The following is a 24,400-nucleotide window of genomic DNA, read 5'->3' as shown; positions in this document are numbered from 1 at the left end:
AATGGCATATACGCGAGGTAGATATTCATGGCTGTTAAGACCTTTTTTAATAGTCTGTGATATTTTTATCATTAATATCTTTGCGTATTATTTATTGAATTTTAATGATGAAAAGTTATTTTTTTTCTCAATAAGATGGCTCAATGATAAACATTTGCTTTATGTTATTTATTCTATTGTTTGTTGGCTTTCAACAACATTCTTATTAAAGTTTTATAAAGTATATAGATATACTTCAGCGCAAAGTATAATTTCTCTTTTAATAAAACAATTTTTAGCATATACAATAATTACATTTGCTTATGTTGGTATATTTAGAAGTATAAATGTAGAAGCTATAGTTGTTATTAAATACTTACTTTACTCATTTTTAGCTATTGGAGTCGTTAAAATATTAAGTTTTTATACCTTAAAAAAGGTTCGTACATATTTAAAAGGAAATTTAAGAAACGTTATTATTATTGGTAGTGGAGAGAATATCAATGAGCTTAAAAATATATTTAAAAAGGAAAAAGAATTAGGGTATAATATAAAAGCTATTTTTAATAACTCAAAGAATGATAATACAACAGGAACAATTAATGATAGTTTTAGCTTTTTGCAAAAAAATGATAATATCGATGAAATTTATTGTGCTATCGATGAGTTAACCGAAAAAGAAGTTAATGATTATGTAAAGTATGCTAATATAAATCATTGTAATATTAAGTTTATTCCTGATACCCTCAAGCTTTTTACTAAACGACTTCAAACAGATTACTATAGTTATCTTCCTGTTTTATCTATTCAGGAAGTTGCTTTGAATAATGAATTTAATAAACTCTTGAAACGGTGCTTTGATGTTGTGTTTTCTTTGTTTATTATTATCTCTATTCATTTTTGGCTTTCAATAATTTTATTTATCCTTATTAAGCTTGAATCTAAAGGACCTTTGTTTTATAGACATAAAAGAAATGGTATTAACTATAAAGAATTTAATTGTTATAAGTTTAGGTCATTAACCACTACAAAGGAAGAGAAAGGTACCTATGTAAAACAAAATGATGTTCGTATAACGAAAATTGGAAAATTTTTACGCAGAACGAACTTAGACGAAATACCTCAATTTATAAATGTTTTAAAAGGGGACATGAGTGTTGTTGGTCCTCGACCTCATATGTTAACATATACAGATGATTATTCAAAAAAGATAGATAAGTATAACTTTATTTTCAGACACCATGTCAAACCAGGAGTAACGGGTTTAGCTCAAATTAAAGGATATAGAGGAGAGGTGAAATCTGATAAAGATATTGTTAACCGTGTTAAATATGATAATTTTTATATAGAAAATTGGTCATTGTTTTTAGACATAAAAATAATTTTGCAAACTGTACTAAATATGATAAAAGGTCAAGAAAAAGCATATTAAACTTTTTCAATTAACGCATCTAATTGCTTGTCAAAATCGAAATTTTCAATAGCAATTTTTATTATTCTATTTCTATTATTTAATTTCAGATCAGAGGGATTAACTCTGGAAATAACAGTATTCAAATCATTGTAATTACCCGCTTCAGCAACCCAACCTAACCGATAGTCTTTTATTATGGATTCTCCCTCGCCACCACCAAAATAAATCATAGGTAAACCTAATCTGGCGTATTCAAATATTTTTGAAGGCACAGACCCATAAATTCTATTTAGTAACGGGATAATGGTTAAATCATAGCTTAAAAGAGCCTCATGTAACTTGTCCCTTGAGATTTCATTATGATATATAATATCTAATTCTGAATTGTTGGAAATAAGAGTTTGAATTTTTTCTCGTTCAGCACCTGCACCATAAATATGAAATTGAACATGTGTATAATCTAATTCTTGACACAACTTATAAATTCCTTGTGCTATGCCTAACAAACCAGCATATACCATTTTTAATTTTCCTTTTGAACCTGCTCTTTCAGGAATTTCAGGTACGATAAAATCTGGATAATTACGATATAAAAAAGTATCCTTTTCTGGAAACAAAGATTTTACGTGATTTATAATTTCATTACTCTGTCCTAAAACTAAATCAGCGTGTTTATAATTAAAGCGTTCAATTTTTTCGAGTAATTTATAGCTGAAATTCTTTTTAAAAGCTCCTAACTCTAACCCAGCAATAGGCCATAAGTCACTCACATTTAAAATGATTTTTCGTTTTTTAGATCGTAAAAAGAATACAGATGTAAAAGCAACTAATAATGGTGGGGATTGTATAATAACCGTTTTCGGGATTTTATTCCATGCAAAAAACCAGAATAAACTAAAGCTATAGGAAAGCATTGCTATTAAACGTAAGAGCTTATTTTTAGAATTACTAGCATAAATCCATAAACGATGAATAGTAATATTGTTTTCTATGGAAGAGCTTTTAAACTTTCCTTTATAGTTTTCAAAAATTTGACCTGTTGGATAATTTGGTAAAGGGGTTAAAACAGATACTTTATAATTATGCTTTTGTAGGCCTTCAGCTAAATGAAAGATACGGTTTGAAGCAGCTCCGGTTTCAGGAGGAAAATAATTGGTTATGATGAGGACACTAATCATTATAACTTATAAATATCTACTAAATGATTAACAATTCTTTTTGCTGCAAATCCATCCCATAGATCAGGTATGCTTCCTTGTTTCCAAGATTTGGAAAGTAATATTTTGAAAACATTTTCAATTTTTTCAGGATCATTACCGACTAAAATATTGGTTCCTATATCACAAGTTTCTGGGCGTTCTGTAGAATCCCTAAGCGTAATACAAGGCACATTCATAACAGTAGTTTCTTCGGTTATACCTCCGGAATCCGTCAATACAGCAAAAGCATTTTTTACTAAATAATTAAATTCTAAGTAACCTAATGGGTTTACATAGTGGAGGTTATTAAAATTTAAATCCAAACCACTTAGAAGTTTTTTAGTTCTGGGGTGTACTGGGAAAATTATAGGGTAGCTCTTGGCTAATGTTACAATTTGAGTGACGAGTTTTTTCAAAAGTTCTTCTTCATCAACATTACTAGGTCTATGAAGCGTCATAACCAGATACTCTTTATCCGATAAATTTAAATCATTCCATAGCGCAGGCTTTTTTAGGCGAGTTTCATTCTTTCTAAGCGTATCAATCATGACGTTACCAACAAAAAAGATGTTCGATTTTGGAATACCGAGTTTCATTAAATTTTCGTTTGCGTAGATTGATGTTGTAAAAAAATAATCGGTTAAACTATCGGTCACAATTCGGTTAATTTCTTCAGGCATTTTCATATCGCCAGAACGAATTCCTGCTTCAACATGTGCCACTTTTATATTAGCCTTTTTAGCAACAATAGTACAAGCCATAGTTGAGGTAACATCACCAACAACCATAACCAAATCACACGGATTTTGTTCTAATTCTTTTTCAAAACCAATCATAATAGCAGCAGTTTGTTCTGCTTGTGTCCCACTTTTAACTTCAAGATTGTTATCAGGAAACGGGATATTTAGTTCTTCAAAAAATGCATCACTTAAATTTTTGTCGTAATGTTGTCCAGTGTGAACAAGTCTATAATTAATATGAACCCCGTCCTTTTTTTTATTCTTTATAGCTTCAATAATGGGGGCAATTTTCATAAAGTTTGGCCGTGCGCCAGCAACTATAGTAATATTCATTAGGGTTATTGTATTAATGATGAAAATTGTTTCAATTTACCACTTTTCGAGCGTTTTAAAGTTGTTTGTCTTTCAAATAGGATGGTAAGTCCACTTTCTAGATAATTTTTCATTTCATTTCTCACCGTTTCTATTTTGTTTGAAGACATATCACTGTCGCTAACATAGTAAATTTTAAAAGTATCGAGCTTTAATTGTTCAATAATAAACTCTTTAACGCTACCATCTTCTTCAATAATACTTTTGGTAATGTAGTAAAACGTTAACCCTGATGCTTTTTTACCGCTAGGTAATATAGCGATGTCATTTGTTCTACCAGTTAGTTTTTCTAAAATAGGGTTTTTTAGGGTACTTTTTTTTGAAAGAACGCCTATATCTCCAATATCATATCTTATAAAAGGCTGTGCTTTATTATATAAAGATGTAATGACTAAACGCCCTTCTTCACCGTAAGGTAAAACATGGTTATTCTCATCTAAGATTTCTATAAATAGCGTTTCACTGTTAGCAATCCATTCTCCTTTTATGTTTTCAAAGGCAATTAAGTCTAATTCTGAAGCTCCATATTCATTGATTATAGGGACTCCAAATTGTTTTTCCATGAGTTTTTTATCATCTTCGAAAAGCATTTCAGACGTAACAACACATGCTTTTAAAGTAGGGCAAACAGTTTTTAGTATGGTGTTTTTACGGTGAAGATATTTTGCAAATTGAACAATAGGACTTGTGTAACCATTCAAATAATAGAAGGGCTTCTTTTTAAAGTCTCTCAACCAATTTTCGAGAGCTTCATCACTTAAATCGAATACATTAAACCGATACCTGTTACTGATAAGGTCTTTTAGCTTTTCAGTGTAATACCCTTTTTTATCTAAAGGAATTCCATAAAATCGTGCTTGTTTTGTACTGCTAAAGTTAAGATTAAACCAAGAAAATCGGTCCATTATAACACTCCAAGTTAATGCATGCGTAAATTTATCTTTAGAGAAAATAAATGGCTGACCAGACGCACCAGAAGTCTTATCTATATAAATGCTTTTTTTTGAAAACCCATCAGATAAAAGCGTCTCTAATGGTTGTTGTAAATCTTGTTTTGTCATAATTGGAACCGTGTTCCAATCTAATATATTGGTGTTTTTTGCAAACGATTTATAAAATGAATTATGTTTCAAATGATAAGCAACAATATCTTGCTTTTTGGTTTCAACATAATTGTTAAACTCAGTATCACTTTTCTTTTGAATCTCTTCCAAAGCGAGTTTAGCTTTTCGTATAGGAAAGCCTTTAAGTTTTAAAGAAAGATCGAATAAATCCAAAATAAATGAAGATAAAATTGTTTTGTAAAGTAAATAAAAAATATTCGTGTATTCGTGTCATTAGTTTTATTTTTGCATTCGAGAAAACACTTTTATTACAAAGCATTAAAAACAATAAATGGTCATTCTCATGCAAATGGGAATCTAATAAATAAAATACAATGAATATCTTAATTCTTGGTTCTGGCGGAAGAGAACATACATTTGCTTGGAAAATTGCCCAAAGTGCTAAATGCAAACAACTATTTGTTGCTCCAGGAAATTCCGGAACTGCTCAAATAGCAACCAATGTTAACATTGGGGTTAATGACTTTGATGCCATTAAAGAACTTGTTTTAAACGAAGGAATTGATATGGTTGTTGTTGGTCCTGAAGACCCTTTGGTTAATGGTGTTCATGATTATTTTTTAAATGATAAGGCTATTAAACATGTATCCGTTATTGGTCCTCAAAAAGTAGCAGCAGAATTAGAAGGAAGTAAAGAGTTTGCTAAGGAGTTTTTATACCGACATAATATTCCAACGGCGGCATACGAAAGTTTTACAAAAGAAACCGTAGAAAAAGGTTATGCATTTTTGGAAACCTTAAAAGCTCCATATGTTTTAAAAGCAGATGGATTAGCAGCTGGTAAAGGTGTTGTTATTTTAAATGATTTAGAAGAAGCTAAAGCTGAATTAAAAAGTATGTTGGTTGATGCTAAATTTGGTGAAGCAAGTATCAAGGTCGTTATTGAAGAATTTTTAGATGGTATAGAATTGAGCTGTTTTGTGTTGACTGATGGTACAAACTATAAAATTTTACCAACAGCAAAAGATTATAAACGAATTGGAGAAGGAGATACAGGTTTAAATACAGGTGGTATGGGAGCTGTTTCCCCTGTGCCTTTTGCAACAGATGAATTCCTTAATAAAATTGAAGAACGTATTGTAAAACCCACTATTAATGGTTTTAAAAAGGACAATTTACCTTATGTGGGATTTGTGTTTATTGGACTAATTAAAGTTGGAGACGACCCAAAAGTAATAGAATACAATGTACGTATGGGTGATCCGGAAACAGAAGTTGTGTTACCTAGATTAAAAAATGACTTTGTTGATATACTTGAAGCTATGTCTAATGGGACATTAGATAAAATTAATATTGAAATAGACGAACGGGCCGCAACAACAATTATGTTAGTCTCTGGAGGTTATCCAGAAGGATATGAAAAAGGAAAAGAAATTACAGGAATAGAAAATATTCAGGATTCTATACCATTTCATGCAGGAGCTACATTACATAGTGGTAAAGTAGTTACCTCAGGTGGCCGTGTTATGGCTATTACATCATACGGAAATACATACCAAGAAGCCATAAAAAAATCTTACCAAAACATAGAAAAACTACATTTTGATAAGATGAATTATCGTAAGGATATAGGATTCGACCTAAACTAAATTTATAATGAAGGTCGTTTTACAAAAACGAGTGTGAAGAAACACTTTTATCTTCTTCGTTATTATCGTTAAATATTTTAAGTTGCTTCATCCAATAAACCATAGCAACAAAACCTATAATAAGGAAAATCCAAGAAACGGTATTTGCAGCAAACCAGTTTTCTAGTTCAAGAGCTCTTAAAGCATCATATGGAGCAAAAAGAACATTAACAAATAAATCTTGTATAGCGTAAAAGAAATCTTTCATGGGTTGTATTTATTGTTTTTAACTAATTTTAGTTAGTATATTTACGTAGCAAAAATACAAAAAGAGTTAATGATAACAAGCATTTTTAGTAAATCTAAATCAATAAATTTCATCATTGTTTTTTTTATTATGCTTTTAGCTTTTATAATAGCTAGAGTAAAATTAATAAACGAACCAATAACGTTAGTGTTTATATTGAAGCAAATTATTTTACTTTTAGTTTGTTATATCTCTGTTTTGCTTTTAGATTTTATAGTTAGTAAAAATAATTTAACAAAAAAGAACAACTATGAAATTTTACTATTTAGTTTGTTTTTGTTGTTAATTGTCCAAACAACCATCAGTACAGAAATAATTCTTTCTAACTTTTTTGTTTTACTGGGTTTAAGACGTACAATGAGTTTGCGATCCCCAAAAAATGTAAAAAAGAAACTGTTTGATGCTGCTTTTTGGATAGCTATTGCATCGCTATTTTATTTTTGGACTATTTTATTTTTTGCTTTAATACTCGTCACTCTGATTTTATATACAGATAATACATTGAGACATTGGATTATGCCCTTTATAGGAGTCGTTACTGTTTTTGTAATTTCTATTAGTACCTCAATAATTGTGTATGATAGTTTTTTCGAAATATTTAATATTTCGCCAAAAATCAGTTATGATTTTAGTAACTATAATTCAATAAGGTTTTTAGTTGCTATTACTTTGTTATTGTCTTTCGGAATTTGGTCATCCATATTTTATTTACAGAATATTAAAAAGCAGAAAAAAGCCTTTAGAGCCTCTTTTAAAATTATTATGATTGCGGTTGTAATTACATTTCTAATAGTGATTCAGGCCCCCGAAAAAAACGGAAGCGAGTTTTTATTTATGTTTGCACCACTAGCCATAATTATTACAAATTATATTGAGATTATTCAAGAAAAATGGTTCAAAGAAGTATTTCTATCCCTACTTATTATCGTTCCGTTTATAACACTATTGTTGTAGTTTTTCTCCAAAAGCTAAGTCGCCCGCATCTCCAAGCCCTGGAATAATATAACCCTTATCATTTAGTTTATCATCAATAGCCGCAATCCATAAATGTGTTTTATTATCAAAATTGTTTTCAACAAAGTTAACACCTTCTTGAGCTCCTATAACACTAATTAAGTGAACTTCTTTGGGTGTTCCAAATGGTTTTAAAGCCTCAAAAGTAGCTGCCATGGATTGTCCTGTCGCAAGCATGGGATCAGCAAGAATAAGTGTTTTGCCTTCTAAATTAGGGCAAGCTAAATACTCTACAATAATTTCAAAACTTTCGGGATTGTGTTTATGGTGCCTGTAAGCAGATATAAAAGCATTCTCGGCAGTATCGAAATAATTAAGTAGCCCATTATGTAGAGGAACCCCAGCTCTTAAGATAGAGCATAAGACAATATCATTATTTAGTAAATCAATATTGCAATTCCCTAAAGGCGTTTCAACAGTTGAAGCTTTATAAATTAAAGACTTACTCATTTCATAGCCTAAAATTTCACCTATGCGTTCAATATTTCTTCGAAAGCGCATACTATCTTTTTGAATATGAGTATTTCTAATTTCAGAAATGAAAGTATTTAATATGGAATTTTCTTTAGATATATTGTGAATATTCATAGTGTTTATATCATTTTTTGAGTAGTAAAGTTAATTAAATATGAAGTATATTTACACTTTAAAATTAAGACAACATGTTTACAGAAAAAGCTAACAAAATATTTCAAGATGTTATTGAAAAGTATCATATAATAAATACCGTAGACCAGCCTTTTGAAAATGCATACGATAAAAGTGATTTATTAGAGCATTTATTATATAGAAAATGTTGGATTGACACTGTACAATGGCATTACGAAGATATTATTAGAGATCCTCAAATAGATCCTGTTGCTGCTTTAACATTGAAGAGACAAATTGATGCTTCAAACCAGGATAGAACAGATATGGTTGAATATATTGATAGTTATTTTCTTGAAAAATATAAAGATGTTTCAGTAAAAGCAGATGCGACTATTAATACTGAAAGCCCTGCTTGGGGGGTCGATAGATTATCTATTTTGGCATTAAAAGTTTATCATATGAACGAAGAGGCTACAAGAACAGATGCTTCTGATGCGCATAGAGATGCCTGTCAGAAAAAATTAAATGTTTTATTGGAGCAACGTGTAGATTTATCGACAGCTATTGATACTTTACTTAATGATATTGAAAAAGGAGATAAGTACATGAAAGTTTACAAACAAATGAAAATGTACAATGACGATGAGTTAAACCCAGTATTGCGTGGTCAGAAATAATTTAGTGTCATTCTGAACAAAGTGAAGAATCTGAACTATAAGATGTTTCGACTGCGCTCAATATGACATAAAACCTAAATTTATGTCACAACCAAAACATATTTTAGTAATTCGGCTTTCAGCGATGGGAGATGTTGCAATGACTGTTCCTGTATTGCAAGCATTAAGTTATCAGTATCCGGAAGTAAAAATTACGGTACTTACACGCGCCTTTTTCTCTCCCTTTTTCCGAGACTTAAAAAATGTTACTGTTTTTCCTGCTGATGTCAAAGGAAAACATAAAGGTATTTGGGGACTTTTTAAACTTTCTAAAGCATTAAAAAAGCTAGAGATTGATGTGGTAGCAGATTTGCATAATGTTCTGCGAAGCAAAATTTTAAAGTTTTTTTTCTTTGGAACACAATTCGTTCAGATAGATAAAGGCAGAACGGAAAAGAAAGCTTTGGTTTCTGGTAAAATATTTCAGCAATTAAAGACTACGCATCAAAGGTATGCTGAGGTATTAGGAGGTTTAGGTTTTAAGTTAGATTTATCAAATCCAAAATTTTCAGATAAAGCCACTTTAAATAAGAGCATTCAAGCATTTTTAGGGCCAGATTCAAAAAAAATGATAGGCGTTGCCCCTTTTGCTGCTCATGAAGGTAAAATGTATCCTTTAGATTTGATGAGGGAAGTTATTATTGAGTTTTCAAGGGATTATAAAGTCATTTTATTTGGAGGCGGTGAAAAAGAGATAGCTGTTTTAAATGATTTTGAAGAAAGTTTAGATCATGTTGTAAGTGTTGCTGGTAAATTATCTCTTCATGAAGAATTAGATGTCATTTCAAATCTGGAAGTGATGCTTTCAATGGATTCTGGTAATGCACATATCGCTGCCATGTTAGGGGTAAAAGTTGTAACTATTTGGGGAGTTACTCATCCATTTGCTGGTTTTTCACCATTTAATCAACCAAAAGACTATACTATATTATCCGATAGAAATAGATTTCCAGAAATCCCTACATCTATTTATGGTAACAAGTATCCGGAAAACTATAAAGAGGCTTCTAGAAGCATCTCTCCGAAAAAGATTACTGAAAAAATTCACGAAATTGTATAAAGATTAAAAAGAATAGTGTTGTAAGTTCCTGTTTTAATAATCTCTATTTATCAAATTGGTCTTCGTTTACTTTTTCATTAGTTTTCATTTTTTTAATATACTCACTCGGTAAAACACCAAATTGTTTTTTAAAGCATTTTGAGAAATAGGAAGCCGTATTAAACCCCGTCATATACATAATCTCTTTTACAGATAAATCACTTGTTTCTAAAAGCTGTAAAGCGCGTTTTAAACGAATGTTTCTAATAAATTCACCCGAAGATAGCCCTGTTAATTCTTTGAATTTCATAAAAATATTTGAGCGACTGAAATTCATTTCTTTAACCAAGAACTTAACATTGAATTCGGTATTCATCATATGTTTTTCTATGATTTCAATAGCTTGTTGCAGAAACTTTTCATCTGCGGATGTTACTGTTACATCTTTGGGTTGAGAGACTATCTTTCTATTAAAACGCTTTCTTAATTGTTCGCGATGTTCTAAAATATTAGAAAGCTTAAGTTTTAATAAATTAACATTAAAAGGCTTTCTAATATAATCATCTGCTCCATTTGTAAAACCAAGCAATTCACTTTCTTCCGATGCTTTTGCTGTAATCATTATAACTGGGATATGGCTGGTTTCCTGTTTTGTTTTAAGCTGTTTGCAAAACTCGAATCCATCCATTACCGGCATAAAAATATCGGTTAGGATAATGTTTGGCTGTAAATGCTTTGCTGCCTCCAGCCCCTCTTTTCCGTTTTCAGCATGATATACATTATAATATTCATTAAGAGTTTGGGAAATAAAATCCCTTATTTCGCTATGGTCATCAACAACTAAAAGTATGGGTAATTTTGAACGTCTTTTAGAGAATATTTTATCAATAATCTCGTCATTTATATCCCTTTGGTAGCTACTAACATTGTTTGGCATCATAAATCCAAGGGTTTTGTCTTCAGCCTCAAAATTTATATTAGGAATGTTTAAATAATCTTCTTTGTTCATTGGAATCTTAAATATAAAGGTACTTCCTTTTTTGGGTTTGCTTTTAACATCTAAGGACCCTTGATGTAATTCCGCTAGTTTTTTTGAATAGGAGAGTCCAATACCAACACCTTCCGGAAGTTGCTTCTTGGTGCTTTTTTTATCGACATAAAAACGCTCAAAGATATATTTAATTTTTTCTGGTTTAATGCCAGGCCCCGAGTCTTTTACCTGAATTATCAGCTCTTTTTTTATTTCATCGTTTGTGTCTTTTGTACTATTAAAAACTTCAACGATAATAACGCCATGGTCTGGTGTGAATTTTATTGCGTTAGACAACAGATTGTTTAATATTTTTTCGACAGCATTTGGATCAAACCAAGTGGTAATATTATTCTCAGAATTATATATTTCAATGCTTATATGGCGCTTTTTACAGAGAAACTGAAAAGGCTCAATGAGCTCATTTACAAACTCAATGATATTGCTCTTGTATAGTGCTAATGACATTTTACCTTTATCCATTTTTCTAAAACCAAGTAATTGGTTAACTAAACGTAATAATGAATCTGTGTTTTTTTGCATTAAGCTAAATTGTTGTAAAACAACTTTTTTTTCTAATTGCGTATAGTATTGTTGTAGATACTCTAAAGGGCCTTTTATTAATGTTAATGGTGTGCGGATTTCATGTGATATGTTAGTGAAAAACTCGATTTTAAGCTGTTGTAATTCTTCACTTTTTTCTTTTTCTAAATGTTCTAATTCTAATTGGTGCTTTTTATTGGTGTTTATTATTGTATATTTTCTAAAAGCAATTAAAAGACCCACTAGGATTAACGAATAAATGAAATATGCCATGTTGGAAAGCCAGTAAGGTGGACTTATGCTTATTTTTATTTTTGTTGGTGTTTTATCCCACAAGCCATCGTTGTTTGTTGCTTTTACATAAAATGTGTAGATTCCAGGTTCTAGGTTTGTGTAAGAAGCAAAGCGCTTATTGGAGGTTGTGTGCTCCCAGTCTCTTTCAAAGCCTTCTAATTTATAAGCGAATTGATTTTTTTGAGAAGCAGCATAGTGTAAAGCAGCAAATTCAAAAGAGATATTGTTTTCAAAATATTTCAGATCAATTTCTTGAGTTTTGCTAATAGTTTTTTTCAATATAACACGATCATTAATCTTTTCCCGAACAGATACAGGCTCATTAGAGATTAAAAAATTGGTTATAATAGTTTCGGGTTCGAATGTATTTTCAATCAGGTTTTTTGGAAAAAACGAATTGTACCCATTAATTCCTCCAAAAAACATTTCATTATTGCTTGTTTTAAGACATGCTAGCTCTTGAAATTCATTACTTTGTAAGCCATCATTCACATCATAGTTTTTAAAGGTTTCTTGTTCTGGATTAAACATAGACAGTCCTTTGTTGGTGGAAAGCCACAGGTTGCCACTATCATCCTCTAAAATTCCTTTAATAATATTGTTGGGAAGTCCATCTTTCTCTGAATAAGATTTAAAACGGGCTGATCTATTTTCGGTTTCTGGAATAAATTTATTTAAGCCGCCTCCAAAAGTTCCAATCCAAAGTTCTCCTTTCGCACTTTCATATATAGGTAAAATATAATTATGACTAATGCTTGTTTCGTCTCCAAGAACATGTTTATAAACCTGAAATTTTGGATGTTTTTTTGAAGCCTCTTCTTTTGTGAGTTTATTTAACCCATTTCCAGTTGCAAACCAAATATTGCCTTTGCTATCTTCATAAATATTTCTGATAATATTATTTGAAATACTACTAGGATCATTCGGATTGGAAGAGAAAATATCTGTTATATATTGATCTGTTCCTGCTCCTGTTCTTGGTGTCCAACGATATATTCCAGTATCGTAAGTTCCGATCCAGAGCGTTTTATTGCTATCCAAAAGAATAGAGAAAACACCACCAGATATTTCTTTTATGGGTTTAACTTTGCTTGTTTTTATTTTAGATGGATCGGTTATATCTAATTCGTATAGACTTATTAAATTTCTACCGCCAAACAGGAGCTTTTTCTTATTACCAGATTTAATTTCTTCAATGGCAAATACATTGGTTATTGCATTAAAGTTTAAAAAAGTATTATCGTTACTTTGTTTGTCTTTCATGTTTACCCCACCACCTTCGGTACCAATCCATAAATTACCATTGCTGTCTTCAAAAAAAGATCTGATCTTGTCATAACTGAGACTGTTTGCGTTTAAGGTCTTTCTAACATGATCAAATTGATTCCTTCTGGGATTAAATTTATTTACCCCACCGCCATTAGTCCCTATCCAGACGATACCTGTTTTATCTTTAAATAAAGATGTGATTATATTTTTACTTAAACTGTTTGGGTTGGTGGGGTCGTATTCAAAATGTCGAATTAATTCAGGGCACTCTTTATCAGAAGAGGTTTTAAAATAATCTAATCCGCTTTCACTCCCAGCCCAGATATTATCACCGTCTATTAATAAACAGCGAAAATTCCCATCGGTAATCTTTTTAAATTTAAGGGATGTATCAATTTCGGATTGGCAAAATAAGCCCTTATCGGTAGCTAGTATTAAGCGACCCTCCTTGTCTTCTGAAATAGATTCTACACCTGAACTTGGTAATCCGACTTTTTCATTAATAAACTCAAAATACATCTCGCCATTACGTTCTCTGGCTAGTTTATAAAGACCTGCAAATCCTCCTGTCCAAATACGCCCTTTACTGTCTTGATAAATGGTATTTACATAGCTAATTTTTATCTTGGAAAGAAAAGGCTCTTGGTGTGCTTTAAAACGTTGAAATTCTATTTTGCCATCAGAATTTTCTAAATTTAGCATATTTAATCCCTTATTGGTTCCTATCCATAAGCGATTCTCTCTGTCTCTGTAAACGGCAACTATATAATTGCTATCTATGCTTTTTAAGTTGTTTTTATCGTATGTGAAGGTTTTAAATTTTTCAGATGATTTATCAAAGAATATTAAACCTCCTCCGGTGGTACCAATCCAAAAGTTACCGTTCTGGTCTTCTTCTATATCAAAAATTAAATTATTTGTTATGCTTTCGGGAATATTTGGGTCAGGATTAAATATTTTGAAGCTGTAACCATCATATTTGTTTAAACCATCATGAGTTCCAAACCACATAAAACCATCTTTGTCCTGATGGATCGTGTTAATATCACTTTGAGACAAACCATTATCTGTAGTAATACGTTCAAAATACTCAAAATTTTGAGATGTATAGATTTCGGGTAAGAAACAACAAAGTATAAAAATGAAAATTCCGAATGATTTTCTCATTCTTGGAGTTTTAATTGTTAACTTATTGGTTCTCGACATCATTACTTATAGCTAATTTTTATTGAGAGTTAATAATTTTAAGGTATTGTTATTTGGGGCTATCAGAAATGCAGGAGTCTTATTTCTTCCTAAACGAATTGATTTTATGTCTTTGATTTCACCACTGATAAATAAACCTGTTTTTTCTGAACTCAAAACAGAAAAACCATCGGGACTTCCTACAAGCACTGCTGTTAGGCTAGCATCATTACGTGGCGTCTCTACTTCTGCTCCGTATAAATTACCTCCAATTAGTAAGTCGGGGTATTTATCTCCGTTGTAATCAAAGTTAATAAACTTATTTATTGATGAAAATTGAGAGCGATTCGGTAATTTATGAAAACTAAAAGAACCTTTGCCATCATTTTTTATTAAATGATGTGCAAAAGTATTTGCTGTATAACTTAATGAGCCTTCCAGCATCCCTTCTCCATAAATATCTATTAAGTTAGCATTGGCAAAAGACTCGAAAGTTTTAAACCTCTTTTTAATAACAGGTACTTGCTGTGATGAACATTCTCTACCTCTCAAGGGTAATTTTATTCCATTCTTTTCATAACTTAAAACAATGTCTGACGATCCATTTTCATCAAAATCATTAGCGTAAACTTGAAAAGGTTCTTTATGACTTGCTTTGTACTTATAATTTAACCCCAAGTTACCAGCTAAATAATCCATATCACCATCATTATCTACGTCCAGTTTTTCAAGGCTATACCACCAACCGGTGTAATTGCTGAGACCAAGTTTTTTTGTTTCTTCTTCAAAAGATGCTCCTGTATTTTTAAAGAATCGTACGGGCATCCATTCACCAGTGATGATTAAATCTAATTTGTTGTCACCATTATAATCGTCCCAAATGGCACTTGTAACTAAACCAGCACTATTTAAATCTGGAGCTAACTCTGGCGTTACATTTTTATATTTTATATTGGTGTCTTTACCCCCTTCATTTCTTAAAATATAACTTTTAGCAGGATATGGGTATTTTCCAGGGGTTATTCTGCCCCCTATAAACAAGTCTAAATCACCATCATTATCGTAATCTCCAGATATTATGTTTTGACCACTTGCTGTGATCTCTGGTAGTGTATGTTCCGTTTTAATAAAGCCTTCAGGTGTATTTATGTATAGTCTGTCCTGATAGTAGGTTTGGGGCTTGTTTTTATCATTTCCGCCATTTACAACATACAAATCCAGATCGTTATCATTGTCCGCATCAAATAACAAAGCGCCAGTATCTTCATATTGAAGATCTTCATTCCATGGGCCTTCAATTATTTTGAATGTGTTATCATCGTTTTGTACATATAACACTCCAGAACTTCCTGCTGCATTACCAATAAAGAAATCCTCTAGTCCATCTCCATTTACATCACCAACAGTAAGTGCTGGACCAGAGTTGGAATATTTATGGGGAAGCAAAGGCTCAAATTCAAAATCATCATAAAAATCTTCATTATGGGAAAAAGTAATGCCAGATGTATTCGTTATATCTTTAAAACGGTTTTTTATTGAGGGCGTTTTTTGTGTCGAATGGCTATTTTTAAAATCAACTTTCAGTAATTGATTTGCATCAATATTTTTTAAAAGTTGTTCATTTGCATTGGGCCATATAATCTTTAATTCATCAATAATGTCATATTTTCCAACCCCAAAATGAAATATGGGTTCAGTGCTGGATTGATATCCTCTAGTTGTGGTAAGTTCTTGAGTTTGTTCTAACCCATTTGTTTTTATTATAATTTTTGTTCCTATGCCAAAAGGGTTGTTTGGTAGGCCGCCAAGTTTAATTTTTAAATAACTGCTTTTTGTTTTTTGAGCTTCATTAATATATATTGATGCATAATCGTCCATATTGTTTATAACAAGATCGAGATCACCATCATTATCTAAATCGACGGATGTAAACCCATTTGAAAATCCTTTTTTATCAAGTTGCCAATCTTTGGTAACTTTAGTAAATTTAAAATTGCCATTATTCTTGTAGGCATAATTTGAGATTGGCGTACTAGGTAACCGTTTAAAGTCGGGCTCTTTTTTTTCTCCAAAAAGTCTTTCAGTTTTATATTCGGCATTAACATCGTTGTTATTAACATCACGTTTTACGCCATTACTAATAAATACATCTTTCCAGCCATCGTTATCGAAATCGGAAAATAATGCCCCCCAACTCCAGTCTGTAGTGGCCATTCCTGCGAATCTTGAAATATCGCTTAGTATAGGTAGGTTTTCTTCATTTACACCGTTATTTAATTGTAATGAGTTTTGCATGTATTGATGGTTAAAACCTAAATTGACTGCCTGATAAAATGTTTCAGGACTCATGCTCGCCATATTGGTTTTAGATCTGTTGTAATCTTCGGCGGTCATATCGACTTGGAGTAAATCTGTTAGGCCATCATTATTAAAATCGGAAGCATCTATACCCATTCCAAACATAGATGTATGTCTGGAAACCTGATTAGAAACCTCATTAAAAGTACCGTCTCCATTGTTAAGGTATAGGTAATCGGGGACGTTAAAATCGTTTGAAAGATAAAGATCCTTATAGCCGTCATTGTTAAAATCAGAAGCAACAATACCTAAAGTAAGACCAAAGCGTTGTACACCTGTCTGGGTGGTTACGTCTGAAAATGTACCGTCTCCGTTATTTTTATATAAGTGACCAGAATCTTCAAACTTATTTTTATCCATTTTACTTTTATAATACATATTACCCATGCTAACCAATACCGTTGGGTAATTAGCAACAAATAGATCTAGAAAACCATCATTGTTATAATCGAAAAAGGTTGATTGTATTGATTTGCTTTTATCGGCAATACCAAATGCTTCTGCTTGTTCGGAAAACGTATTGTTTCCGTTATTAATAAATAGTTGATTTGCGCTATTTCCAGATTTTCCAGAGACACTTAGATAGATGTCTAAAAACCCATCATTGTTTACATCTGCCATGGTTGTTCCTGAATACCATCTTGAATCTCCAGTTACACCAGCGGATTCTGTAATGTCTTCAAATTTGAGATTTCCTTTGTTTAAATAAAGCTTATTAGAGGCTAAGTTGCCAGTAAAATAAAGATCCGGTAGTCCATCGTTGTTGATATCTCCTGACGAAACTCCGCTTCCTAAATAAAGAAAGGGGTAATTAAAATAGTTTAGTGTATCGTTTTCAATAATCGTATTGGAAAACGTAACTCCTGATGAGCTAGGAGATAAATCTTTAAAATGTATTGTACCAGAATTTATGGATTCTTTTTTACAAGAATTAAGACTGATAGATATTACTATGAAAAGAATTATTTTTTTCATAACTAAATATAGATATAAAAGGAATCACTTACAAAATGATTCCTTTTATTGAAAACTAACTCAAATTTAACTCCTTAATAGCCATCATTTTGGTCCCAAGTAGGGTTTCTAACGATATCATTTTCTGGAATTGCAATATATTCTCTACCAGGCTTGTAAGCATCAGTCCCGGCGCTTTCCGATTTAAACTGTGGATTATCTACAATTCTGGATTTAACTCTCCCCCATCTTAATAAGTCAAAATATCTAGTACGCTCCATGGTTAACTCTTTTATGCGTTCATCTTCAATATCTTGCATCGTAATGCTGGTGTGTGCTGGCAGATCTACTCTGGCACGTACTTCATTAATAGCATCTAACGCGGCTTGAGTAGAACCATTAAGCATAAATTCTGCTTCTGCATACATTAAAAGCACATCTGCGTATCTTAAAAGCCTCAAATTATTTCCACCTCCGTGCCATCCACCCTGGCGTGATTGAGATCTACCAGTAAACTCCCAGTCCATCCATTTGTTTCCATAAATATTTGTTCCGGTAGGTGAGAATGCATCTGCGTAAGAAGTATTTTCAAAAGTTCTTGAACGAAGTGTTTTCCCATTATATTCTGTGGTTTCTTCTGTATTCCAGAAAAAAGTAGTGAAGGCTCTAGGGTCTATCTCTCCATTTACAGTTTGCTCATCTAAAAATAAATCTAAAGCCCATTGATTTACACGCATCGTATTCTGATTGGTGTAACCTATTGGTGCTAAATCTGCTTGGTAAGCTGAACCTTTCCCTGAATTATTTCTATCAGCTCCCCAGCCACCATTACCATCAGCAACTAATTGAATTTCAAATAGAGATTCTGCATTGTTTTCAAATTCTTCGGTAAAATTAGCAGCATAATCGTCCATGAGTGTATAAGCGCCTCCCATTACTTTTGTAAATTCGGCTTTAGCTTCGGCGTATTTTTGTTGGTATAAATATGCTTTACCTAATAAACCTGTGGCAGCACCAGATGTAGCACGCCCTTTATATTCAGCAGGCCAGGATGCTGGTAATAATGTTTGAGCATTTTTTAAATCTGACTCTATTTGTGCCCAGACATCATTAGGGTCTGCTTGTGGAATCCCTGTAAGATCTACTTCCGATGTTGGTAATGTAATTATCGGAAGGTTTCTCCAGCTATTTAAAAGATTAAAGTAATTTAATGCTCTAATAAAATAACCTTCACCAGTAATATTGTCTCTTAATGTAGTATCCATATCTTCTATGTTTGGCACATGAAATATAACATCATTTGCTCTTGCTACACCTTGAAACATAGCTTGCCAAACCCAGAAGGTAGCATTACTTTCAGACGTTCCACTAAAATATCCTACAGCAGTTCTTTCCGAGGTATTAAACCCGTTAATAACATCGTCTCTATAATCGGACGTAAAAATTTCAAATCTAGTATAATACCAAATATTTGTAAAAGGCGCATAAGCTCCAAAAACACCTTTAGTAGCATCACTTTCATTTTTCCAGAAGGACTCTGGAGTTATTGAATTCGGATTTACCTGATTAAGTTTGTCTTCTGAACAGTTCAAATTCATTAAACAAACAGCGAGTATAACAAACGCAATTTTAACTGAATTTTTTAATTTTTTCATATTTTTCATATTTTATTTTTTAAAAAGAAACTTGTAAACCAAGTTGAAAAGTTCTTGGGGTAGGATAAGATCCTTCATCTACACCTGCATTAAATAAAGCAGTACTATTGGTTAAAATGTTTTGACCTTGACCAGACCCTCTATTATTTCTCCCTACTTCTGGATAGTAACCTGTATAATTCGTAATGGTAAATAAATTAATTGCAGATACATAGAATCGTACTTTCTCTAATTTTATTTTTTCCAGAATAGTATTTGGTAAAGAATAACCTACTTGTGCATTTCTTAGACGGAAATAAGCTCCACTTTCCAAATAAAATGTAGACATTCTACGGTTAAAACCTGGGTCGGACTGAGTATTCCTAGGGATATTAGTATTTGTATTTGTAGGAGTCCAGGCATTTAATGCATCTGCTAAATAATTACCTTCTGTATCGAAATATCCTCTATACTTCGTCCCATTTAAAATGGTATTACCTGAAACACCATTAAAGAATAAATTTAAATCGAAGTTTTTGTATTCTGCTGTTAGATTAATTCCATATTCAAAATCTGGAGCGGGGTTTCCTAAATAAGTTCTGTCATTCTCATCAATAGCACCGTCCGGTCCACTACCATCTGCTCCGGCAATATCCTTGAACCTTAAATCTCCAGCTCTTGGGGTTCCTGGTCCATCATTGGCAGCAGTAGCTTCTGCGTCTGTTTGATAAATACCATCAACGACAAAGCCATAAAAGGAACCTACAGGTTGTCCTACATCTGTTCTTGTACTAAATATTGTATTAGAAGTAAAAGAACCTTGATCTATTGGAGAACCGCCACCAAGAGATGTCACTTCATTGTTTAAAATAGAGAAATTTCCTGTTGCACTAAAAGATAAATCACCTATTTGGTCACGATAAGTTGCTAAAAATTCAAATCCTTTATTCTCTATACTTCCTACATTTCTAGGAACATCATTCCCTGTTCCTGTAATGAATGAAAGAGGTATTGCAAGAAGAATATCTTCAGATTCTTTAATAAAATAGTCCATTGTTACACTTAACTTACTCTTTAAAGCGTTAAATTCCAGGCCAATATTAGTTGTCTTTGTGGTTTCCCATGTTATAAATGGATTTACACTATTGGTAATAGCATATCCATTAACTCTTTCTTGAGTACCCCCCACGACATAATCACTAAATAAATTTAGTACCGCATCTGTTTGATAAAAGGCTACATTATTAGAACCTATTTCACCATAACCTGCTCTTAATTTAATATTAGTTAAGACATCAAAGTTTTCCATAAACTTCTCATTACTAATATTCCAGCCTATTGCGGCAGAAGGAAAATCCCCCCATCTTAATCCGTCTTTAAAAAGAGAGGAACCATCTCTACGTATGGACGCTGTTATTATATATCTATTATCAAAAGTATAATTAAGTCTACCAAAATAGGATTGAATAACAGAAGTAGCATCCTGAGAAATGGAGCTTTGTACTTCACCAGCAGAAACAACTCGAACATCGTTGTTTGGGAAATTTATAGAGGTTGCTCCTAATGTTCTTATTTTATTTATTTGTTCTGTAGTTCCTCCTATAATATCAATAGTATGCTTGTTAAATGTCTTTTTGTAATTTAACGTGTGCTCAACTAAAGTTGATAAGAAAACCGAATTTCTTTCTGTTAATTCAGAGTTCGCTCTTGTGGTACCATCATAAATTACCTGCTCATCAGGACTAAACCTATAGTTATTATCTGTGTAAGATTCTAACCCCACATTTAACTTATAAGTTAAGCCATTAAATATTTCAAAAGACCCTGCTACATTTCCTAATACAGTGTTTCTTGTTACAGTTCTGTCTTCCAGGGCGGCTAATGCTAATTCGTTAGCTAAGGTTCCCGCGCCATAAAAGCCAGCAGGTGTTCCGGTAATCCCTCTATCGGAAAGATCGCTTGCACTCCATTCTCCTGCATCATTTCGCAATCTTACGGTTGGAATTAGATTTCTTTCTTTATTAAAAAAGGGGTTCGGATTATTAACAGTTCTTGTTAATCCAATGGTACTTTCAAGTTTAAATCGTCCTTTGGTAAAACTGCCATTAGCCCTAACAGTTGTTCTTTTAAAATCAGAATATTTTACAATACCTTCTTGATCATAATCATTAAATGATAAGCTAAAAAGCGTGTTTTCTCCGCCACCAGCAATCCTAAGGTTTGTATTCTGAATAGATGCCGATCGTAAAGATTCACCATATAAGTCACTGCTATAGTTTGGATCAAACTGACCATCGTTAGCAGGGAATCTCGCGGTACCATCGTTATCATTGGCTGCGTTTACAATATCGGCATATTGTCTTGCATTAGCCCAATCGAAAGTATTAATAACCTTCTGCACACCATAATTTGTGTCTAAATTAATACTTACTTTTCCTCTGGTTCCTTTTTTAGTGGTAATAATAACTACACCATTAGCAGCCCTGGATCCATAAATTGCTAAAGCGGAAGCATCTTTTAAAACAGAAATAGTATCTATATCTGAAGGGTTAACAGTAGCCATACTACTTGTTATCATACCATCAATTACAAATAAAGGTCCAATATCAGTAAATGTGGATGTTCCTCTAATTGTAATATTAGCTCCTGCTCCTGGAGCACCCCCACTTGATTGTACACTAACCCCTGCCATTCTACCTTGCAAGGCCTGAGAAGCATCTGTAAAAGTGAAGTTGTCTATGTCTTTACCACTTACTGTTGCTATAGCACCAGTTAAATCCGATTTCTTTTGAGCACCATATCCAACTATTATCACCTCATCTAATTGGCTGGAATCCTCAATTAAGGTAATATTAATTGTTGTTCTCCCATTTACTTCAATTTCTTGAGTAATGAATCCGATGTAACTTACTACAAGTGTTGCATCACTTGCAGCCGAAATAGAATAGAGTCCATCAAAATCGTTTTGTGTCCCATTACTTGTTCCTTTAATTAAAATATTGGCACCTGCTAAAGGTTGCCCAGATTCATCTATTATAGAACCAGTAATTGTTAAGTTTTGGGAATGTCCAATTGCAATTCCCGTTAACCAAACCATTGTTAACATAAAAATGCGATGTTGACATTTTTGCTTGAGTAGTTTTAGTAATTTCATACGCGTTTAAAGTTTAAGTTTTAATACAATCGAAAACTAGCTAAACAATAATTCGAACGATGTTCCATATGAACAAAACCTTAGTACTAGAGGTTAAAACTGATGTAGTAAAATGATTACAATAGCGTAAAGCCCTTATGTTTAAAGGACTTTATACTAGGTGTTTGAACATTTTTTATGAATGATCATTTGTGCTATATGATCATTTTAATGCAAAAACTAAAGAAAGGTAGGTGTAAATTTGTGTAGGAATTTAAGATAAAAATACGTGGTATAATTCGTGTAAAATTATTTTAAAAAACCTTTTTTTGAGAGTTTAAACGTCATCATAATCTACAACAAGAGTTGGTGTAGTAGGATGCGCTTGACATGTTAAAATTAAGCCTTCGGCAACTTCATTTTCGGTTAAGATATTATTTTGTGCCATGGTTGCTTCCCCCTCTTTTATTCGAGCTAAACAACTACTACATATCCCACCTTGACAAGAATAAGGTGCATCAATATCTTCATCTAAAGCAGCTTCAAGAACAGTTTGTTTTTGAGGCATTTCAAATGAAAATTCCTCATCATCAACAATAATTGTTGTTTTTGTTTTACCATTTGCTACAACCTCTTCATTTATTTCTGAAGGCTTCGCTGCTTTAAAAAGTTCAAAGTGAATGCGGTTTTCGTCAATACCATGGTCTGTTAAAACGTCTTTTACAGTATGAATCATAGCTTCTGGTCCACAAAGATAAAAAGCATCAACTTCTATATGTTTGTGCTTATTTTTCATCACATAATTAACAGTACTTTTTTCAATACGTCCAAAAATAGAATCATCTTCATCTTGCTGGCTAAATACAAACTGTATTGAAAAACGGTCTTTATAGGTATGCTGCAGTTCTAAAAGTTCATTAAGAAACATAGTATCTTTGGTTGTTTTGTTACCATAAACCAAAATAACTTTACTATAAACTTCTTCTTCTAAAGCACATTTAATAATACTTAAAACGGGTGTTATACCACTACCTGCAGCAAACGCAGCAATATTTTTTGTTTTAGAATCGTTAGGTTCAAAAATAAAACGCCCTTTTGGGGGAGCAACTTCCAGAGTGTCTCCAACCTTCAATTCATTATTGGCATAAGATGAAAAGGTACCATCTTTTACTGCTTTCACGGCTACTTTTAATTCGCCACTTTTAGGAGATATACATAGTGAATAATCTCTTCTTATTTCATAGCCATTAATTACAGTTTTTAGAGTTATATATTGACCAGCTATAAAAGTAAATGTGTCTTTTAAATTTTCAGGAATATCAAAAGCAATACTAATAGAGTCGTTAGTTTCCCTTTTTATTGTAGCAACCGTAAGTTTGTGAAATGATGACATGTATAAGTTTTTGACAAAAGTAATAAAGTTGATTTGCAAATTTTAACTTTGACTGTAACAATTCCATTAAAAAAGTAACTAATAGGTGTAAATTGATAATCATAAATTTAAAGATTAATTAATAAAGTTTCTAAAAATGAAAAAAATCCTATTTGTATGTATGCTTATGTTAACGATAACTGTTAAAGCTCAAGAAAATACTGAATTTAAAGATGTCACGGTAAAATTTATAAAACTTACAGGTGCGGGTGCAGCATTTGAAAATATTATCGGACAAATTGGGGCTGGAGTTTCAGAAGCCAACAAAGAAGCCTATACCAAAGAAGCGAATAAGACTTTAGAGCCTTTATATGTTAAAATGGCCGATATTTATATGGCTGAATTTACTATAGAAGAAATTAAAGCATTAGTGGCGTTTTATGAAACAGATCTGGGTAAAAAATTATCAGAAAAACAATTAGATTTAACCCAGAAAGCAATGACTTATGGGCAATCTTGGGGTATGGAAGTACAAGGAATAGCCCAAAAATATAACTAGCCAATC

At 32.2% G+C, this 24,400-nt stretch carries 16 protein-coding genes; 6 read left to right on the top strand and 10 right to left on the bottom strand.

The annotated features are described in order from the left end of the window. Nucleotide 1 precedes the first annotated feature (1 nt). Nucleotides 2-1,411 carry an exopolysaccharide biosynthesis polyprenyl glycosylphosphotransferase gene (locus Q4Q34_RS07045; protein ID WP_303316556.1) on the top strand — a complete coding sequence of 470 codons (1,410 nt, stop codon included), beginning with the start codon at nucleotides 2-4 and terminating at the stop codon, nucleotides 1,409-1,411. Here Q4Q34_RS07045 and Q4Q34_RS07040 read toward each other — a convergent pair. The 3 genes from Q4Q34_RS07040 to Q4Q34_RS07030 are packed head-to-tail and all read right to left on the bottom strand — an operon-like array spanning nucleotide 1,408 to nucleotide 4,981. Further along, nucleotides 1,408-2,571, bottom strand: a complete 1,164-nt coding sequence (locus Q4Q34_RS07040; RefSeq protein ID WP_303316555.1) for a glycosyltransferase family 4 protein — start codon at nucleotides 2,569-2,571, stop codon at nucleotides 1,408-1,410. The two genes, Q4Q34_RS07045 and Q4Q34_RS07040, sit on opposite strands and share 4 nt — an antisense overlap. Next, nucleotides 2,571-3,665, bottom strand: a complete 1,095-nt coding sequence (wecB, locus tag Q4Q34_RS07035; RefSeq protein WP_303316554.1) for a non-hydrolyzing UDP-N-acetylglucosamine 2-epimerase — start codon at nucleotides 3,663-3,665, stop codon at nucleotides 2,571-2,573. The genes Q4Q34_RS07040 and wecB overlap by 1 nt, the downstream gene beginning before the upstream one ends. Nucleotides 3,666-3,670: 5 nt before the next feature. Then, a complete protein-coding gene (locus Q4Q34_RS07030; protein ID WP_303316553.1) occupies nucleotides 3,671-4,981 on the bottom strand; it encodes a phenylacetate--CoA ligase family protein in 1,311 nt (436 codons plus the stop codon). 161 nt (nucleotides 4,982-5,142) lie between these two features. On the opposite strand from Q4Q34_RS07030, the gene purD reads away from it, so the two are divergent. Further along, on the top strand, nucleotides 5,143-6,417 hold the full coding sequence (gene purD / locus Q4Q34_RS07025) for a phosphoribosylamine--glycine ligase (protein WP_303316552.1): 1,275 nt from the start codon (nucleotides 5,143-5,145) through the stop codon (nucleotides 6,415-6,417). 19 nt (nucleotides 6,418-6,436) lie between these two features. On the opposite strand, the gene Q4Q34_RS07020 is transcribed toward purD, so the two are convergent. Next, nucleotides 6,437-6,664, bottom strand: a complete 228-nt coding sequence (locus tag Q4Q34_RS07020; RefSeq protein WP_303283948.1) for a DUF6341 family protein — start codon at nucleotides 6,662-6,664, stop codon at nucleotides 6,437-6,439. A gap of 69 nt (nucleotides 6,665-6,733) precedes the next feature. Here Q4Q34_RS07020 and Q4Q34_RS07015 point away from each other — a divergent pair, with 69 nt between their 5' ends. Continuing rightward, nucleotides 6,734-7,657 (top strand): DUF6427 family protein, encoded by a 924-nt coding sequence (locus Q4Q34_RS07015; RefSeq protein WP_303316551.1) that lies wholly within the window; start codon nucleotides 6,734-6,736, stop codon nucleotides 7,655-7,657. Here Q4Q34_RS07015 and upp read toward each other — a convergent pair. Next, a complete protein-coding gene (gene upp, locus Q4Q34_RS07010; protein ID WP_303316550.1) occupies nucleotides 7,646-8,305 on the bottom strand; it encodes a uracil phosphoribosyltransferase in 660 nt (219 codons plus the stop codon). The genes Q4Q34_RS07015 and upp overlap by 12 nt on opposite strands. Before the next feature lie 74 nt (nucleotides 8,306-8,379). Between upp and Q4Q34_RS07005 the strand changes: the two genes are divergently transcribed. Next, nucleotides 8,380-8,985, top strand: coding sequence for a DUF4254 domain-containing protein (locus Q4Q34_RS07005; protein ID WP_303316549.1), 606 nt, complete (start codon nucleotides 8,380-8,382; stop codon nucleotides 8,983-8,985). 82 nt (nucleotides 8,986-9,067) lie between these two features. Then, a complete protein-coding gene (locus Q4Q34_RS07000; protein ID WP_303316548.1) occupies nucleotides 9,068-10,084 on the top strand; it encodes a glycosyltransferase family 9 protein in 1,017 nt (338 codons plus the stop codon). Between the two features lie 43 nt (nucleotides 10,085-10,127). Here Q4Q34_RS07000 and Q4Q34_RS06995 read toward each other — a convergent pair whose 3' ends face one another. The 5 genes from Q4Q34_RS06995 to Q4Q34_RS06975 all read right to left on the bottom strand — a co-directional run bounded on the left by Q4Q34_RS06995 (nucleotide 10,128) and on the right by Q4Q34_RS06975 (nucleotide 23,856). Further along, nucleotides 10,128-14,366, bottom strand: coding sequence for a two-component regulator propeller domain-containing protein (locus tag Q4Q34_RS06995; protein ID WP_303316547.1), 4,239 nt, complete (start codon nucleotides 14,364-14,366; stop codon nucleotides 10,128-10,130). Between the two features lie 51 nt (nucleotides 14,367-14,417). Next, entirely contained in the window at nucleotides 14,418-17,717 is a 3,300-nt protein-coding gene (locus Q4Q34_RS06990; RefSeq protein ID WP_303316546.1) for a VCBS repeat-containing protein, read from the bottom strand. Nucleotides 17,718-17,791: 74 nt separating this feature from the next. Continuing rightward, nucleotides 17,792-19,351: a RagB/SusD family nutrient uptake outer membrane protein gene (locus Q4Q34_RS06985; RefSeq protein ID WP_303316545.1), complete on the bottom strand. Its 1,560-nt coding sequence runs from the start codon at nucleotides 19,349-19,351 to the stop codon at nucleotides 17,792-17,794. Between the two features lie 19 nt (nucleotides 19,352-19,370). Beyond that, nucleotides 19,371-22,484 (bottom strand): SusC/RagA family TonB-linked outer membrane protein, encoded by a 3,114-nt coding sequence (locus Q4Q34_RS06980; RefSeq protein WP_303316544.1) that lies wholly within the window; start codon nucleotides 22,482-22,484, stop codon nucleotides 19,371-19,373. Between the two features lie 316 nt (nucleotides 22,485-22,800). Continuing rightward, a complete protein-coding gene (locus Q4Q34_RS06975; protein WP_303316543.1) occupies nucleotides 22,801-23,856 on the bottom strand; it encodes a ferredoxin--NADP reductase in 1,056 nt (351 codons plus the stop codon). 136 nt (nucleotides 23,857-23,992) lie between these two features. Between Q4Q34_RS06975 and Q4Q34_RS06970 the strand changes: the two genes are divergently transcribed. Further along, a complete protein-coding gene (locus Q4Q34_RS06970) occupies nucleotides 23,993-24,394 on the top strand; it encodes a DUF2059 domain-containing protein (RefSeq protein ID WP_303316542.1) in 402 nt (133 codons plus the stop codon). The last annotated feature ends 6 nt before the right edge of the window (nucleotides 24,395-24,400 follow it).

This window comes from Flavivirga abyssicola, from assembly GCF_030540775.2.
Taxonomy (GTDB): domain Bacteria; phylum Bacteroidota; class Bacteroidia; order Flavobacteriales; family Flavobacteriaceae; genus Flavivirga; species Flavivirga abyssicola.
Note: the sequence above shows the minus strand (reverse complement) of the source record. Positions and strands in the feature narration are given on the sequence as shown.